The organism is Sphingopyxis sp., from assembly GCF_034380315.1.
Taxonomy (GTDB): Bacteria; Pseudomonadota; Alphaproteobacteria; order Sphingomonadales; family Sphingomonadaceae; genus Sphingopyxis.
On the sequence record NZ_JAXMPB010000012.1, the window covers coordinates 49263 to 65838 of the forward strand.

Annotated in this window: 13 protein-coding genes and 1 pseudogene; 5 read left to right on the plus strand and 9 right to left on the minus strand. The window is 64.2% G+C overall.

What is annotated here, in order from left to right; translation table 11 throughout:
- Window positions 1-29: 29 nt before the first annotated feature.
- Window positions 30-596 (minus strand): hypothetical protein, encoded by a 567-nt coding sequence (locus tag U0S50_RS17100; protein ID WP_322309886.1) that lies wholly within the window; start codon window positions 594-596, stop codon window positions 30-32.
- 460 nt (window positions 597-1056) lie between these two features.
- The gene (locus U0S50_RS17105; RefSeq protein ID WP_322309887.1) at window positions 1057-3540 is read right to left on the minus strand and encodes an ABC transporter ATP-binding protein; all 2484 of its coding nucleotides are present in this window, start codon (window positions 3538-3540) and stop codon (window positions 1057-1059) included.
- A 193-nt stretch (window positions 3541-3733) separates the two neighbouring features.
- On the opposite strand from U0S50_RS17105, the gene guaA reads away from it, so the two are divergent.
- A complete protein-coding gene (gene guaA, locus U0S50_RS17110; protein ID WP_322309888.1) occupies window positions 3734-5338 on the plus strand; it encodes a glutamine-hydrolyzing GMP synthase in 1605 nt (534 codons plus the stop codon).
- A 196-nt stretch (window positions 5339-5534) separates the two neighbouring features.
- Here guaA and U0S50_RS17115 read toward each other — a convergent pair whose 3' ends face one another.
- Window positions 5535-6590, minus strand: a complete 1056-nt coding sequence (locus U0S50_RS17115) for a GNAT family N-acetyltransferase (protein WP_322309889.1) — start codon at window positions 6588-6590, stop codon at window positions 5535-5537.
- A gap of 431 nt (window positions 6591-7021) precedes the next feature.
- Between U0S50_RS17115 and U0S50_RS18560 the strand changes: the two genes are divergently transcribed.
- On the plus strand, window positions 7022-7417 hold the full coding sequence (locus U0S50_RS18560) for a putative immunity protein (protein WP_416195011.1): 396 nt from the start codon (window positions 7022-7024) through the stop codon (window positions 7415-7417).
- Window positions 7418-7473: 56 nt separating this feature from the next.
- On the opposite strand, the pseudogene U0S50_RS17120 reads toward U0S50_RS18560, so the two are convergent.
- Window positions 7474-7588 (minus strand): annotated as a pseudogene (locus tag U0S50_RS17120) (conjugal transfer protein TraI); the annotation flags it as partial.
- Window positions 7589-7762: 174 nt separating this feature from the next.
- Here U0S50_RS17120 and U0S50_RS17125 point away from each other — a divergent pair.
- The 3 genes from U0S50_RS17125 (at window position 7763) to hutC (U0S50_RS17135) (ending at window position 9987) form a co-directional block, all read left to right on the plus strand.
- The gene (locus U0S50_RS17125) at window positions 7763-8254 is read left to right on the plus strand and encodes a GNAT family N-acetyltransferase (protein WP_322309890.1); all 492 of its coding nucleotides are present in this window, start codon (window positions 7763-7765) and stop codon (window positions 8252-8254) included.
- A 29-nt stretch (window positions 8255-8283) separates the two neighbouring features.
- A complete protein-coding gene (locus U0S50_RS17130) occupies window positions 8284-9135 on the plus strand; it encodes a class I SAM-dependent methyltransferase (protein WP_322309891.1) in 852 nt (283 codons plus the stop codon).
- Between the two features lie 108 nt (window positions 9136-9243).
- On the plus strand, window positions 9244-9987 hold the full coding sequence (hutC, locus tag U0S50_RS17135; RefSeq protein ID WP_322309892.1) for a histidine utilization repressor: 744 nt from the start codon (window positions 9244-9246) through the stop codon (window positions 9985-9987).
- 22 nt (window positions 9988-10009) lie between these two features.
- Here the strand turns inward: hutC (U0S50_RS17135) and U0S50_RS17140 are convergent, their stop codons facing one another.
- The 5 genes from U0S50_RS17140 to U0S50_RS17160 form a co-directional block, all read right to left on the minus strand.
- Window positions 10010-10747 (minus strand): PepSY domain-containing protein, encoded by a 738-nt coding sequence (locus U0S50_RS17140; protein ID WP_322309893.1) that lies wholly within the window; start codon window positions 10745-10747, stop codon window positions 10010-10012.
- Window positions 10744-11448, minus strand: a complete 705-nt coding sequence (locus U0S50_RS17145; RefSeq protein WP_322309894.1) for a PepSY domain-containing protein — start codon at window positions 11446-11448, stop codon at window positions 10744-10746. Before U0S50_RS17145 ends, U0S50_RS17140 begins: the two co-directional genes overlap by 4 nt.
- Before the next feature lie 14 nt (window positions 11449-11462).
- On the minus strand, window positions 11463-14162 hold the full coding sequence (locus U0S50_RS17150; RefSeq protein WP_322309895.1) for a TonB-dependent receptor domain-containing protein: 2700 nt from the start codon (window positions 14160-14162) through the stop codon (window positions 11463-11465).
- Between the two features lie 266 nt (window positions 14163-14428).
- A complete protein-coding gene (gene hutC, locus U0S50_RS17155; RefSeq protein WP_322309896.1) occupies window positions 14429-15154 on the minus strand; it encodes a histidine utilization repressor in 726 nt (241 codons plus the stop codon).
- A complete protein-coding gene (locus U0S50_RS17160) occupies window positions 15151-16527 on the minus strand; it encodes a formimidoylglutamate deiminase (protein WP_322309897.1) in 1377 nt (458 codons plus the stop codon). The genes hutC (U0S50_RS17155) and U0S50_RS17160 overlap by 4 nt, the downstream gene beginning before the upstream one ends.
- Window positions 16528-16576 lie beyond the last annotated feature (49 nt).

The window sequence follows — 16576 nt, forward strand, 5'->3', positions numbered from 1 at the left end:
AAGGCCGGTTTTGGGGTGGAAAGCGGACATCAGCCGCGTAATTTTTGACGCTGCCAACTTTCTCGACGAGCTAGGTGAGAGATCGATTTGAAGTAGCTCGTCCCTGCCCAGAGGTAATAGACTAGAATGGGCCCAAGGATGAACGCGGCTACCCAGAAATTGTCCCGCAAGAGATTGTAACCGCCGCTGCCTAAGAGCACAGCCGCGGCGCCGAAACAACCTAGATAGCCGCATCGGAACAATGCCCCGAGTGGGCTGAATGCCCGTCGCTCGACGTCGTCGCTGTCCTGATCAAAATACAGTGCCCCAATTCGCGCTGCTGCCTGAGATGTCGACGCTTCGACACCCGCAGCAAATGCAATGATGAACAGCGCCCATGCCACTGGAGTTTCGTCAAATAGGAGCCGCGCGCCTACACTCAGCGTGAGTGCTATTCCCGCCACAAGCCACAGAAAATTTGGAGAACGGTGATCAAGCATGGTGTGAGTGTGCCCCGTTACACCAATGTCCGCAATCGGTCGTTTCCTGCCATTCAATCCAAATCGGTGGTGAACGGCGACTTTGGGGGGCAAGCGGACGTTGCCCTCCTTCGTCATCCAGGACTTGATCCGGGATCCCGCTCTTTTGAGGCGCGGATCGCCTTCGATCTCAAGCGGGACCCCGGATCAAGTCCGGGGTGACGATGATGGATAGGTCAACTTCCGGTCGCAACCGCTCGCTAGCCGACGCACCTCCTTTTCCGTTCGTGTCGCGCGAAGTCGAGACACCCATCGATGCGGCGCCCGGCCCGAGGGGCATCTCGACTTCGCTCGATGCGAACGGGTTGAGGAGGCGGAGACGGCGGCTTCGGGGTCGTTTGCTGCCATGCGATCCAGATCGGCATGAAAAGCCGAAATGGCGTGGTCGGCTGCCCCGTTGCGCAAGCGCAGCGGGGTGGGCAAGAGCTCACCGCGGCTGGCCCACCCCCAACCCCTCCCGCTTGCGGGAGGGGAGAAGCGTGGCCGCAACCGGCCATGTAGCCGGCGCGGCGAACAGTCCGGGCGCGAGGGACAGGGGCTAGAAGGTCTTGCGCCATTCCAGCTCGATATAGCGGCCCAAGGGGTCGATATAGCCGGGTTGGTAGTTCAGCGGCACCACGCCATTGCCGTCGGTGATCCGCCGCTGGGCATCGAACAGATTGTCGACCGACAGGCGCAGGCGCGAGCCCTTGAGGAAGGGCAGATCCTCGGTCAGTTTCGGCATCTGGTTGAAATCGGCGAAGACGCGCAGGTTGAATGTCGCGAGGTCGCCGAAATTCAGGTCGCCATTCGCGCCGCCGACGATGCGGCTGCCGCTGTCATATTTGGCGCTGATCCGCCCGCCGATGCCCTTGTAGAACAGCCCGCCGTCGAGTTCGACCAGATGACGGCTGCTGCCGCCGCCCGTACCCGTTGCCGACCCGTTCAACAGATCGAGTTCGGGTACGCCGGGACCGATCATGATTTTATCGGTCAGCCGGACCGTGTGATAGAGCCCGACCTGCCAGCGCCCGCCCTGCGGCCGCCCGAACATGCCGCGCGGGCCGCCGCGCCCGCCGAAGCCGCGCCCCGTGCGCGGACCGCGCGGGGCATCGGCAGCGGGGGGCGGCGGCGCAGCGCCTTCCCCTGCGGCGGCAGCGCCGGGCCGCGCGCCGCGCGCGCGCTCCCCGCCCGAGCCGGGGCCACCGGCATCGGAACCGGCGCCACCCGAACCGCCACCACGGGGTCCGCCGCCGCGGCGTCCCTGCGCCTCCGGCTCGCCGAAGCTGCCGTTCATGTTGAAGCCCCAGCGGACCTGCGAATTGGTTGCGCGGTCGAAATTGACCGGCCGCTGGTCGAGCGCGATCAACACGCCATTGCCATCGCGGATCGCGCGTCCCGGAAAGGCCGCCTCGATCTCTGGCGTGAGCAGGGGAAAGCCGTTGGCGGTATCGTCGCTGCGGTTGCGGTTATAGTCGACCGAAAAGCGCAGCCCTTCGACCATCGGCAGTTCCCAGTTGAGCCCCAGTTTGAAATCGCGGCGCCGTTCGGCACGCAACAAGGGATTGCCCCCCGTCGTCGTCGTGATTTCGACGGTCTGGCCGGTCGCGAAATCATAATAGGTCACGCCCGGCGTCACCAGCGGCGCGGCGCCGAGCTGGGTGACGCTGGGGGCGGCCTCGTCATTCTTGAAACTGGCGAGCAGCGACAATTTGTCGGTGATGCCCCAGTTGAGCGTCGTGCCCCAGCTGGTCAGCGCAGAAAAGTCGCTCGGCCGCTCCGCCTGGGCGTTGAGGGTCAGCGACATGGTGCCGAAATTCCCAACCTCATATTCGGGATCGAACAGCGGAATGGTCAGCGATCCGAACACATTGGGGGTGTCGCGCGACAGGTCGCTGGCCGTGACCGTGCCGCCGCGTTCGGCGCGGCTGTCGTAGCGCAGACCCGTATATCCCCCGGTGATCGAGGCGCGGATCGGCCCCGCCCAGCCGTCGACGACGCTGCCCGAAATATTGGCGTTGGACCCGAAGCTCTGGCTGCTGCTGTCGAAACGGTCGCGCGTGCCGCCTGCTCGGTCGGTGAAGGTGCGGGTATCGGCATCCGAATAATTGCCGGTGACCGACCAGCGCCAGTCGCCGATCATGCCGTTGACGCTGGCCGAGCTGGTCCAGTTCTGGCTGCGGCTGTTGCGGCGGAGCGGATCGCCCGCGCCGCCAAGTCCCGCCCCGAGCAGGCTGAGGCTGTCGGTCTGGTCGAAGCGCAGGCTGATCGAGGCGTCGGTCAGCTTGTCGATGTTGCGCATGAGCGTGCCGTCGATGACATAGGTGTCGGTCGCGGCAAGCAGACTGCGGTCGGACGATCCCAGGCCGCGCTCGCTTTCGAGCAGCATCCCCTTGCTTTCCCACCCGGCGTTGAGGTTCACCCGGCCGTTGGCGCCGATCGCCATGAAGGCCGGTTCAAGCTCGCTTTGGAACCGGCCGCCCTGCGTCGCGAGCCCGGCCTCTCCCTCCAGCGACATTTGCCGGAAATTCGACTTGAGCACCAAATTGACCACCCGTTCGGTCGCCGCATAGCCATATTGCAGCGCGACCTCTTCAGGGAAAATCTCGACCTTGGCGATCGCCTCGGGCGGGATGTTGCGGATCGCGCCAAAGCCCGCGACGCGGCGGCCATTGACCAGCATCACCGGCCGACCGCCGCCCCGACCGCGCCCCGACCGGGTCTGCGGTTCGAGCGCGGCCACCAATTCCTCAACCGACGAGGCGCCATAGCTGGCGATCGTCGCTTCATCGAGTTCGGCCTCTGCCGCGATATCGGTATCGAGTTGTCCCGCGAGGCGCGGCGCGGTGACGACGATCTCATCCTCTTCGGGTTCATATCCGTCGTCGGCCGGTGCCGCGGCGCCCTGGCCCGTCTCGGCGGGCTGATCGACCGCCGCGACCGCCGCCAGCGACGCGCCTTGCGCCATAGCGGGGGCCGCCAGACATGCGGCGCCCGACAGCATCACAGCCCGGGCCGACAGGGAAAGGGGGATGACTTTCATGGGGAGAGCAATTTCCTGTTCGATTGATTTCATTATCTTTAACCGGCCGATCTGAACGGCCCGTGACGCACGATCGCCCCGACCGACCGTCTCGGCGCCAATTGTCGCACCAATATGTCAAGGCCAGCCTTCTTCCACCAACCGCACGCATCCGCCGCTGGACAGCATGGCGATCGCCCCTTATCGGCCACCCATGCCGACTCCAGACAATGCCATCGCCCCCCGTCCGAACGAAAATGGCGAATCGATCCTGATCGTCGATTTCGGAAGCCAGGTCACACAGTTGATCGCCCGCCGCGTCCGCGAAGCGGGCGTCTATAGCGAGATCGTCCCGTTCAGCGCCGCCGAGGCCGCGCTGGCGCGAATGCAGCCCAAGGGCGTGATCCTGTCGGGTTCGCCCGCATCGGTTCCCGCCGAAGGCAGCCCGCGGGCGCCCCAGTCGATCTTTGACAGCGGCCTTCCCATCCTGGGCATCTGTTACGGCCAGCAGGTGATGAGCCAGCAGCTCGGCGGACAGGTCGAACCCGGCGGCAGCGACGGCGAGCGCGACGGCGAATTCGGCCGCGCCTTTCTGACCGTCACCGAACCCTGCGTGTTGTTCGACGGCCTGTGGGAAGTCGGCGAGCGCCATCAGGTGTGGATGAGCCACGGCGACCGCGTGACGCAATTCGCGCCCGGTTTCCGCATCGTCGCGGTGAGCGACGGCGCCCCCTTTGCGGTGATCGCCAATGACGAGCGCCGCTATTACGGGACGCAGTTCCACCCCGAGGTCGTCCACACCCCCGACGGCGCGAAGCTGATCGCCAATTTCGTGCGCCACGTCTGCGGCTGTTCGGGTGAGTGGACGATGGCCGAGTTCCGCGCCACCAAGATTGCCGAAATCCGCGCCCAGGTCGGCGACCAGCGCGTGCTGTGCGGCCTGTCGGGCGGGGTGGACAGTGCGGTCGCGGCGGTGCTGATCCACGAGGCGATCGGCGATCAGCTGACCTGCGTTTTCGTCGACCATGGCCTGCTGCGCATGAACGAACGACAGCAGGTCGAAACGCTGTTCCGCGACCATTACAACATCCCGCTGGTTGTTGTGGATGCCGAGGAACGCTTCATGGCGGGCCTTTCCGGCGTCACCGATCCCGAAAAGAAGCGCAAGTTCATCGGCGCCGAATTCATCAACGTGTTCGAGGAAGAGGCGAAGAAGATCGGCGGCGCCGACTTCCTGGCGCAGGGCACGCTGTACCCCGACGTCATCGAAAGCGTCAGCTTCACCGGCGGGCCGAGCGTGACGATCAAGAGCCACCACAATGTCGGCGGCCTGCCCGAACGCATGAACATGAAGCTGGTCGAACCCTTGCGCGAATTGTTCAAGGACGAGGTCCGCCTGCTCGGCAAGGAGCTGGGGCTGCCCGACGTGTTCGTCGGCCGCCACCCCTTCCCCGGCCCCGGCCTGGCGATCCGCATCCCCGGCGAGGTGACGAAGGAGCGCTGCGACATCTTGCGCAAGGCCGACGCGGTGTACCTTGAGGAGATCCGCAACGCGGGCCTGTACGATGCGATCTGGCAGGCGTTTGCGGTGCTGCTGCCGGTCAAGACGGTCGGCGTGATGGGCGACGGGCGCACCTATGACAGCGTCTGCGCGCTGCGCGCCGTGACCTCCACCGACGGCATGACCGCCGACATCTATCCCTTTGACGCGAGCTTCCTGTCGCGCTGCGCGACGCGCATCATCAACGAGGTCCAGGGGATCAACCGCGTGGTATATGACTATACCTCGAAACCCCCCGGCACGATTGAGTGGGAATGATTCAGGCCCGGTCGAACGCCGCCGTTTTAGCGCCATAGCGCCCATAATGCGCTGAAATTGATGGACGCATGCTTGCCAGCCATCGCCGTGGCGGTGATCGCGTCGGCGGCACGCCAAACGGCGCCGGAAGCGTTGATAGCGGGGGCGGAAAGGAATCTGGCCGCATCCGGAGATGCGGCCAGAAAGTGCTGGTTCGTTAGAGGTCCAATTCGCGCTTGCGCGCGAGGAGCGCCCGGAATGCCGGATCATTGGCGAGGGTTTGCAGGGCCCAGAATTCTTCCAGCCACTCCGCTTCGCCCTCCCAGTCGCTTTCGATCAGAAGCCGAACATTTGCCAGCGCGCCTTCGCGGTCATCCGCAAGTGCTCGTGCGCCGGCGGCATGGAAACGGCTCCAGCTGATCTGTTCGCTGGCCCGCTCGAAGTGCGCGGCCAGGTCGCGGCAGTGATCAGGGGAGAGGTCGCCGACATTTTCGGCAGGCAGCCTGCAACTATAGGCCACATGCCGATCCAGTTCGGAAAGGCCGATTGATCCACCAATCGCAATGGAGCCCTTGTTGGACGCATGGCTGTGCCACTCGACGCCATGAAGACCGCGCCGGACACACTCGGCGATCGTCATGGAAGCGACCATGCGTCCAAGCCCCTGGCGCCGGAAGCCGGATTCCGTACCGACGCCCACTTCGCAACGCTGGCCGCTGACGCTGTCCGTCAGGCTGTGACTGACGATCCGCCCATCGTAGAGAGCGCAGTAGCCGACAGCGAGGTTGAAGAACGCCTCTGGAGAGGTCCACCCTTCAACGCAGTCCTCCAGCACTTCAAGGTTGCCGGGATTGCGGTCGAACAGCGCACGATCGATCGGCAGGATCTCAAATCCTGGACCTGGCTGGCGCACCGCCGGCCGTGCCGCGCCTGCCACATATCCCATGCGAATGCGGGGATGCGGAATTGCGAACGCATTGCTCCACGCCTTGGGAAGGCATGGCACCCAATGGGGCTCTGCAAAGACATAGGCCCAGTCGGGGATTATTTCCCGGAGGCCGCCGAGAGTTTCGGCCTCTGCGTCAGGGTTTCCGGCCAGATAGTAGGCGTCCCCATTGGCGACAACCGCCACCTGAGGATTGGCTGGGTCGTCCAGCCAGACCTCGCCGTCAATCGTACCGTCCAGGACGGATGCGACAGCGACATGGATCGAAGTGAGTTCAGTTAAAGTGGTCTGAGCGACCCAATAGGCCTCTTGCTCGATTTTTTGCATGGATAAGCGATCCTATGGATGCGGCGCTTTGCGCCTGCACCATCGATGGTAACAGGTGAAACAGATCATCTGCTTCATAGGCAGCCGGCATACGCCCGCCGGCACTCGGCATGATGTTGGCTGCCATCTTGTTACCCCGCTCATCACTATGGAATGCTGCGATTATTTCGCAGGTGATGCCCCTGTAATCGGTAGCCCGATGCCGCGCAAGCAGGCTGGTCTGATGCCGAGTTGGAAAGATCGCCGGAAAGTGTCTCGGGGACGGGCGGCCGTCGGGGGCATTCTGTGCGGGGACGGCGGCGTCGGCGCCCATGTAAGAAGAGGCGTGAAAAACAACCACGAGAACAGCTACTGTCCGAAGGATGCGAGACAAACGATTCATCGCTGCACATCGCGGGGGGCCGCTGTCGCAGGCGCGGCATAGGTCACTTATGCGCTGGGCATTGAATTGTGCGGAACATGTCTTGCCGATCATGCCCGATGATGTTGACCCACGGCTGCGACAGGCATTGGACATAGGCAGAAAATGGCAAGCGGGCGAGGAGACTACGGGTGCTGCGCAGAAGGCTTCGGTCGCTGCTCATGCCGCCGCGCGACGTTATGAGCATCCGGCGTCGATTGCCGTCGCTCGATCCATTGCCCAGGCTGTCGCGACCGCCCACTTTGCGGACCACGCATTGGTGGCCGCGACCTATGCGTTGAAGGCTGTCAAATCCGCAGGCGGGTCGGTCGAAGACGAAACGGCCTGGCAGAATGGCGAGCTTGGCGACGACATTAAACATCTGGTCGTGCAGTGCAGGACCCAGCGCGATAATTTGCTGTCCTGAAACGTCGCTCAATGCAACGAAACAACTTTCAGCCCTTGATAGGCCTGCCGCTCGCCGTGCCTTGGCGAGATCCCACCAGTGATAATCGACGCCATCCTCAAGCCCGGCATAGCCCTGCGTATCATCGCCGGGCCGGCGCTCGAGAACGATCGAGCGGCCGTCCGGCATGATGGGGCAGTTCGCGCCTAGCGACCCGCCCGCCCTCCATCGAATCTTCACAATCATCTTGTTGACAAGAAAGGATTTTATAACGATCCAGCGCAGCGAGAAGTCGCTCAACTCGTTGGCGGACGATCGAACCACGCCCGCGTCTTGCGGGTTTTCATCGCAATGACTGGACACGCCATGAGCGCCCCCCTTCCCCCGCGCGACGCCGAGATTTCCTTTCGCCGCATCACCGCCCTCAACGTCTGTGACGTTTGCGACCTGAGCCGCACGCTGTCCGCCGAACAGCGCGGCGTCGTCGCCGACAACGGCACGTCGATCGCCGAAGGTTTCTGTTCGCAAAACGCCTGGTTTCGCGCGATCCATGCCGACGAAACGCTGATCGGGTTCGTCATGCTTCACAAGGGGTATGACTGGGACGACGGCATCGAATGTCCGGGCGTTTACCTGTGGCGTTTCATGATCGCCGGTCCGTTCCAGAAACGCGGCTATGGCCGCCGCGCGATCGCGATGATCATCGAACATCTGAAAGTCGAGGGCTGGCACGAACTTTACACCAGCTTTGGCCTTGGCGCCGGCAGCCCGCAGGATTTCTATCTTGGCATGGGGTTTGAGTTGACCGGCGACACCTATGACGAAGAATTGGAAGCGGTGCTGCGCTTTGGCGCGTGACCCCGGCCCATTGACAACGAAAGACCGAAATGACCGATCATCGCCAATGGCATGAAGCCAACCGCCTGTCGTGGAACGCGGCCACTGTCGCGCACAACAGCCACAAGGGCGATCAGGCCGCCTTTTTCCATAAGGGCGGATCGACCCTCTATCCCGAGGATATCGACCTCTTGGGCGATGTCGCGGGGCGCGACCTGCTGCACCTGCAATGCAATGCCGGTCAGGACAGCCTGAGCGTCGCGCGGCTGGGGGCGCATGTCACCGGGGTCGATATTTCGGACGAGGCAATCGATTTTGCCCAAAGCCTGTCAGCGGAGAGCGGGATCACGGCGCAGTTCGAGCGGGCCGACCTGTTCGACTGGTTCGACGAGGCCCGGCGCGCGGAGCGGACGTTCGATATCGTCTTTTCCTCCTATGGCACCATCTGCTGGTTATCGGACATCGATCGCTGGGCGTGCGGGATCGCGGACGTCCTGCGCCCCGGCGGGCGGTTTTCCTTCATCGAATTCCATCCCTTTGCGTTGACCTTCGATGAAAAATGGCAGCCGCATTACAGCTATTTCAACGCAGGCCCGATCAGCGAGGCCGGTGTCACCGACTATGTCGGAGCATCGGGCGAAGCGCTGGCGCGCGACGGGTTCGAGGCGGGCGTGCAGGATTTCGCCAATCCCCACCCCTCGTTCGAATTTGCCTGGGGAATCGGCGACGTGGTGTCTGCACTGGTGCGCGCCGGGCTGACGATCGACCGGCTGGTCGAATATCCCCACGTCAACGGATGGCGCGCCTTTGAAACGATGCGCGACCTGGGCGAAGGACGATTTGCGCCCCCCGACACCATGCCACGCCTGCCGCTGATGTACGGCATCGCGGCCCACAGGTAGGGCGCGACGGAAAGATATTCCTGATCTGGCGGCAAAGCCCTTGGAACTCTGTCGTTTCAACCTGTATAGACGGGTTATGATTTACGCTGCGCCAAAGCCGTTCGGCCCGTGACGACGACAGGATTCGCGAAAGCAGGCGGCACGCCGCCCGCCCCGCTTTATGCCGCGATCAAGCAGCACATCTGCGATGCGGTGCGCGACGGGACGTTGAAGCCCGGCGACCGCGTGGCGTCGGAGGCCGAACTGGTCGAACAATTCGGTGTATCGCGCATGACCGCGAACCGCGCCCTGCGCGAGTTGCAGTCGGCCGGCGTCATCGTCCGGCGCGCCGGCAGCGGATCCTTCATCGCCGAGCCGCGGCCCATCGGTCAGATGATCGAAATCCGCAACATCGCCGACGAAGTGCGCGAACGCGGACACGCCTATCGCGCACGGGTGATCCAGAATGTCGAGGAACGCGCGAGCGGCGACATGGCCGCCCTGCTGGAGGTGCCGGCAGGCACGCGGCTGTTCCATTCGATCATCGTGCACCATGAAGCCGAATTTCCGATCCAGCTTGAGGAACGCTTCGTCCTGGCATCGATCGCGCCCGATTATGGCGCCATGGACTTCACCCAGGCGACGCCGAACGAATATCTGACCCAGATCGCCCCGCTGGAGCGCGTCGAGCACCGGGTCAGCGCGACGATGCCCGACGAACGCACGCGCACGATGCTGGCCCTCGTTGACAGCGAACCGGTGCTGCGCATGACCCGGCGGACGTGGAGCCGCGGCCGGTTGGTGTCGCACGCATGGCTGACCCATCCCGGCACGCGGTTCGAATTGTCGGCCGCCTTTTCGCTCGACGACTGACGCCGCCGAGCGAGGCTGACGGTCAGGCCGTACCGGTCCGGACCACCGCCGGCTTGCGCCGACGGCGCAGCCACCGGAAATCGGCGCGACTGAAGCTTTTGAACAAGAGATAGAATCCCGTGCCCGACATCCACAATGTGCCGAAGGCGACGAAGATGATCAGCGGGTGGTTGAAGCTTTTCCGGTCCACATAATCCATATTGTGCAGCATCCAGAAAAAGTCCCACGTCCGCCAGGTATCGCCGCGCATCACCAGGAAACGCCCGGTATCCGCCGCGACATAGGCGCTGCTGTTTTCCGCATCGTCGAAATCGACGCGCCACATCGCGCCATTATGGTCGCGGGCCTCCAGATTCGCCTTGTCGAGGCGGCTGGTCTTGCGGACCGGCGCTTCGTTCATCATCGCCGCAATCGCTTCGGCGAGCGCGGCATCGACGACGATGGCGCTGCCGTCGGCCGCGTCGAACAGGCGCACGCCGGTTGCGGTGCGCAGTTCATAAACCGGACGGGCCCCAAGGTCGCGCAGCACGATGCTGGTCGCGCCCTTGGCTTGCGGCAGCGCGGCGGGGGCGAAATATTCGCCCTCTGCCAGCGGGTGTTCATGCCCCATGCCGCCGCCGTGACCGCCGACCTTGCCCTTGTCGAGCAGCGCCATCACCGAGCCGCTGAGCGCCCAGAGCAGGAACTGGATGCCAAGGACGAGCCCCACCCATTTGTGAATGCGCCGAAACAGGAGCGGCGAAAGACGGATTTTCTTCATGCCTTTTTCCTTTTGCGGCGCGGGAAGGACCAGATCAGCAGCCAGGCCCCGCTGACCGCCATGGCAAAGACGCTCCAGGTCGCGATGCGGAGCAGCGGATTGTTGACGTCGCTGCGTTCGTCATAGTCCATGATGTGCAGCATCCAGGCGATGTCGAAGATCCGCCAAAGCGCATGGCGACGCGAAATTAGCTCGCCCGTCATCGGCGACAGATAGAGCGTCGGCCGGTTCCAGCCTTCGAATTCGATCTGCCAATATGGGGGCTTGCGCGCCTGCATTTCCTGCGGCGCCTCGGTCAGCAGGCGGACCGAAACAATCTTGCCCTGCCCCGTATAGATCCGCCGGGCGGCGGCGCGCACCTGATCCTCGGTCAGCGCGGGAAGCGCCGTCGCCGTCGCCGCGTCATAGAGGCGCGGCCCGTCCGGGGTTTCCGCCCGCCAGACCGGGCGGTCCAGAAAGCGTTGCAGGCGCACCTCGGACACCCCCGGTGCCGCCGCGACGATGCGCGACGGCGGTGCGAGCGCCGCCAGGTCGAAAGGCGCGGCCGGCGCCTCGCGCACCAGATGATCGCCGTGAATGATGTCGATATGCACCGCGACCATATAGAGGCCGGTCAGCGTCCAGAGCAGAGCCTGGGCGCCGACCACCAGGGCCAGCCACTTGTGCGTTCGCCGGATGAATAACGGCCAACGGATCGTCATGCTTGCCCCCTCCCTCAAAAAGCGGTGCGGAAACCGACATAGAAGCGCCGGCCGAGCAAGTCATAGGTCATCGTGTCGGTATTCGCATCGGTGAAGCTTTGGATATAGGGCGCCTTGCGATCGAACAGATTGTCGACGCCAAGCTGGAACCGCGTCTTTTCGTCAATCTCGTAGGCGAGCTGAAGATTGTGATAAAAGACGTTCGGGGTGCGATAGCCGATGTCGCCGGGGTCGGCGTTGAAGTCGGTCGCCTTGCCGATCCACTGCGTCGACCAGGTCGCGCTGATCCCGTCCTTTTCCGCGGTCAGCATGCCATAGCCGCGCCATTTCGGATAACCGCCATTGCCGCCGCCGATGAAGCCGTCGAAGTCGATGGGCGCACCGCCGGGGAAGGGATAGACGACATATTTGTCGAGATAGGTCAGGTTGACGTCGAGCGACACCGACACGTCGCCGACCATCCGGTCATAGACGAGACCAAGGTCGAGCCCGCTCATTTCCTCGCGGCCCGTGTTGATCGGCTGCGCCGACAGGAAGGTGACTTCGCCGGTCAGCGTGCTGCGGGTGAAATCGTCGCAGAAGGGATGCGACAGATTCTGGCTGGCATAGCAGACGGCAAGCTTGGTCGAACCCGGAATGGCGCGGATCGCATCCTTGATCTTGATATCGAACCAGTCGGCGGTGAGCGACAGGCCGGGCACCAGTCCCTTGGGCGAAATCACCGTTCCGACGGTCCAGGTCGTCGAGCTTTCGGGCTTCAGATTCTGGTTGCCGCCCACGGTGGTCAGGATCGTGGTGCCAAGCTGGACATAATTGGCCGGAACACCCGACGCCTGGCAATTGGCGACAAGCGTCGCATTGCCGCTGGTCGAATAGCGCGAGCAGGGGTCGGTGGTGGTCAGATTGCCTTCGGACACACCGCCGAACAATTCGGGGACGTTCGGAATGCGGAAGCCGGTGCCATAGGTGCCGCGCAGCCGGATACTGTCATTGACGACCCAGTCGACGCCCAACTTGTAGTTCCAGTCGCCGCCGAACAGATCATAGTCTGAATAGCGCACCGCCCCGTCGAGGGTCAGCGCCTTGAAAAAGGCGGTGTCGGCGAGGACCGGAACCGACAGTTCGAGATAGGCTTCCTTCGCCTTGCTCGACCCCGAAATCGGATCCTGCTGGTTGGTGTTGGCAATCCCCGCGACGGTGAACGGGTCGGGATCGCGCCAGCCCTTTTCCTTGCGATAGACAAGGCCGGTGGCAAAGGCGACCGGACCCGCGGGCAGGTTGAAGAGATTGCCGGTCAGATCGGCGGTGAAGGTCGCGAGTTGGTTGCCGCCATGATCGCGCGAGGTGAAGAGAATATAGTCCAGCACCTCGGGCGTCAGGTCGCCGGCGCCCAGATAGTCGCCGCACGGGATGGCGGCGCCCGCGGTCAGGCTGCACTTGCTGGTGTCGATCGAATTGCGGACCCGTTCCAGATTGGCGATGTTGGTCGAACCGTCGATCCCGGTATTGCGGCCGAAACCGCCCGCCACTTCCCACGTCCAGTCATTGGACAGGGTGCCGCGCAGGCCGAAGCTGCCCTGCCATGTGTTGGTTTCCTGATAGAATTGGCGCGGCCCCGGTTCCGCCAGGCGGCGCTGGATCAGGACGATATTCTCGCCCGTCGGATTGGTGGGGTTGCTGGCCGAGATGGCAAGGTTGCGCAGCGTGCCCGGCGTCGCGATCTGGTTCGATTTGCGGAAGGTATAAAGGAACTCGCCGAACGCCTTGATATTGTCGCTGATGTCATAGTCGGCGAAAAAGGCAGTGCTGACCCGCTCAACCGGACTGACCGCGTTCAGGAAAGGCGCCGAGTTGAAATTATGCTTGGCCGCGCTGTAGGGTTCGAAAAAATCACCGTCGCCGCCAAGGGTCTGGTTGAAATTAATCTGTTGCCCGCTGGGCAGCACCGCCCGGCCACCGATCGTCGACGCGCTGTTCACGCAGCTGAGCGAGCCCGGCGTGACTTCGGCCAGCGAACAGGGCGCACGGCTGGCCATGTTGACCGCCCGCGTCTTTTGATAGGTGACGGCCGCCATGAAGCCGCCGCGATCGCCGCGCACGCCCCACAGCAGATCGGCGGTGAAGTCCGCCCCGTCGCCCTTTTCGGTGATCCCCTGTCGCACGCTGAGGCCGAGGCCTTCATAATCGGTCCGCGTGACGAGGTTGACCACGCCCGCCATCGCATCGGCGCCATAGATGGCCGACGCGCCATCCTTCAGCACGTCGGTCCGCGCAAGCGCCGCAACCGGAATCATGTTGAGATCGGGAGAGCTGTTGGCCCCGGTGCCCCCCGCGACGAGACGGCGGCCGTTGAGCAGCACCAGCGTACGCTTGATGCCAAGGCCGCGAAGATTGACCTGTGCCGTGCCATAGCCGTTGCTGGTCCAATAGGCCGAGCTCTGGTTGCCTGCGAAACCGGCGTTGGCCGGCAGGCGCTGCAGTACGGTTTCGATGTTCACGACACCGGTATTCTCGATCTGCTCGGCCGAAACGACGGTCGCCGGACCGACGCCCGCAAGGTCCTGGCGGCGAATGCGCGATCCGGTGACGACGATATCGCTGGCGGCGGTCGCGCCCTCTGCCGCCGGCGCGGCGGTGTCGGCTTGCGCAAAGGCGGGTGTGGAAAGGCAAGCGACGGCAGCGGCGCCCGCGAGCAAATGAGTCCTGATAGTCATGCGACATCCCCTGATGCTTATGGAATAGCGTGCAGAGAGCATCGATTGTATATACAGGTCAATAGAGAATTTTTGATTTAAATCAAATATTTAACTGAAATTCGGAGCGACGTACCCGGTAGTGTTAATACGCGGTTCCTTCCCCTACCCCTCAAAGTTTCGGGACATTTTTTTGCACGCAAAAGCCACCCCCACGAAAGAGGGTGGCGCAAGGAGGTTCCAGACTGAAATGAAATATCGCGCGAAAGCGGAGGGATAGGCGCCGGTCAACCGCCCGCCATGCTGCGCGCCGACCCGAAGCGGGCGATCAGATCATATGCGGCACCGACGAAATGCTGGCGCACCAGCGTAATCCCCTCATTCCCCCGCCACGTCCGGCGTTCGACGAAGAGACAGGCGGTCGCGGCGGGTATTTTGAGCCGCGCGGCGGTCGCGCGATCGGCAGCGACGGCGGCGATTCGCGTCTCTGCCTCGGTCCAGGGTACATGTTTGAGCAGCCAGGCGCCCGGCGAAGCCCCGTCGAAATCCTGCCCGGCAATTTCGGGAACCGCCGACAGGCTGACAAACCGCGTTTCATGCGCGAGCGGGACGCCGTCGGCGTGGTGGACACCCTCGATCGCCAGCAGTTCGCCGCGCCCCGCGAGTTGGACCTCGACCGCCGATCCGGCGTCGGGTCGCTTTGCCTCTCGCCCCAGAAGTTCGAAGCGGTAATGCTGGCCGCGCTGGACCACCTCCTGCTCCAGATCGGGGACGTCGAGCACCATCGAATGAACCTTGGGCCGCGCGACGAACGATCCCGCGCGCTTGCGACGATCGATCAGCCCGGCGGCCGCGAGCGCCGACAGCGCCTTGTTCACCGTCATCCGCGCGCAGCCATATTCGCGCATCAGATCATGCTCGGTCGGCAGACGGGCACCGGGCACCAGCGCGCCCGACAGGATCGCCGCCTCTATCTCGCTGCGGATGCGTTCGTGCAGCGGCAGCGTCGTCACGCGACGAGCGGCTCCAGCGCGCGGCGATAGTCCGCCGCGATGCGATCGCGCGCGACGTGCCGCCCGCCGCGCACGACCTCTGCGCCCCGGCGCCACACGCAATCGATCGCGCCGCGCCCGGCGGCGAAGAGAAAGGAATCGATCAGCGCAGCGCCGCTGCGCCCGCCCAGCGAGGGATGTCGGATATCGAGGCTGACCATGTCGGCCGCATGCCCCACCGCCAGCCCGGCGGCAACCCCGAGCGCCTGCGCCCCGCCCGTCAGCGCGCCGTCGAACAGCGCCTGCCCGGTCGACCGCCCGGCGCCGGGCGCCAATATGTTGCGCCCGCGCGCAAACAGGCGCTGGCCATATTCAAACCAGCGCAATTCCTCGCTCATGTCGATCAGCACATTGGAATCGGAACCGACGCCAAAGCGCCCGCCCGCCGCCAGAAACGCCTCCGCCGGAAACAGGCCGTCGCCCAGATTGGCCTCGGTCACGGGGCACAGGCCCGCCACCGCGCCGCTCGCCGCCAGCGCGCGCGTTTCGGCCTCTGTCATATGCGTTGCGTGGACGAGGCACCAGCGCGGGTCGACCGCGGCATGGCCGAGCAGCCATTCCACCGGCCGCTGCCCGCTCCACGCCAGGCAATCCTCGACCTCCTTCACCTGTTCGGCGATGTGGATGTGGATCGGGCTGCCGCCCGCGAGCCCCGCCAGCGCGCCAAGCTCATCCTCCGTGACGGCGCGCAGGCTGTGCGGTGCGACGCCGACGATCGCATCGGGCAAATCCGCCGCCGCAGCCCGCGCCGCGTCGAGCAGGCGGGCAAAGCCGTCGAGATCGTGAACGAAGCGGCGCTGGCCCGGATTGGGCGGCGTGCCGCCGAAACCGGCATGGGCATAGAAGACGGGCAGATGGGTGAGCGCGATACCCGTGTCGGCGGCGGCCGCGACGATCGCGCGGGTCATTTCGGCCGGGTCGGCATAAGCGTCCCCACCGGGCGCGCGATGCAGGTAGTGAAATTCGCCGACGCGCGTAAACCCGCTTTCGAGCATTTCGACATAGGCGAGCGCCGCGATGGCGCGGAGCCCGTCGGGGTCGATGCGATCGACGAAGCGATACATGATGTCGCGCCAGGTCCAGAAACTGTCGCCCCCCGGCCCGCGCACCTCCGCGAGCCCGGCCATGCCGCGCTGGAAAGCATGGCTGTGCAGATTGGGCATCCCCGGAAGGCCGACCGCGTGACGCGCGTCATCCGCTTCCGCCTCCACCCCTTCGGCCAGGGTGACGATCCGCCCATCGGCGATCCCGATGCGAACCTGTCCGGCCCAGCCGCCGGGCAGCAGCGCATGGCGGAAATGCAGGGTCGTTTCGGGTCTGGCTTCGTCGGTCATCGGCAACCTCTCGGGCTCGTTTCAATTATGTCTATACATTATTGGCGAA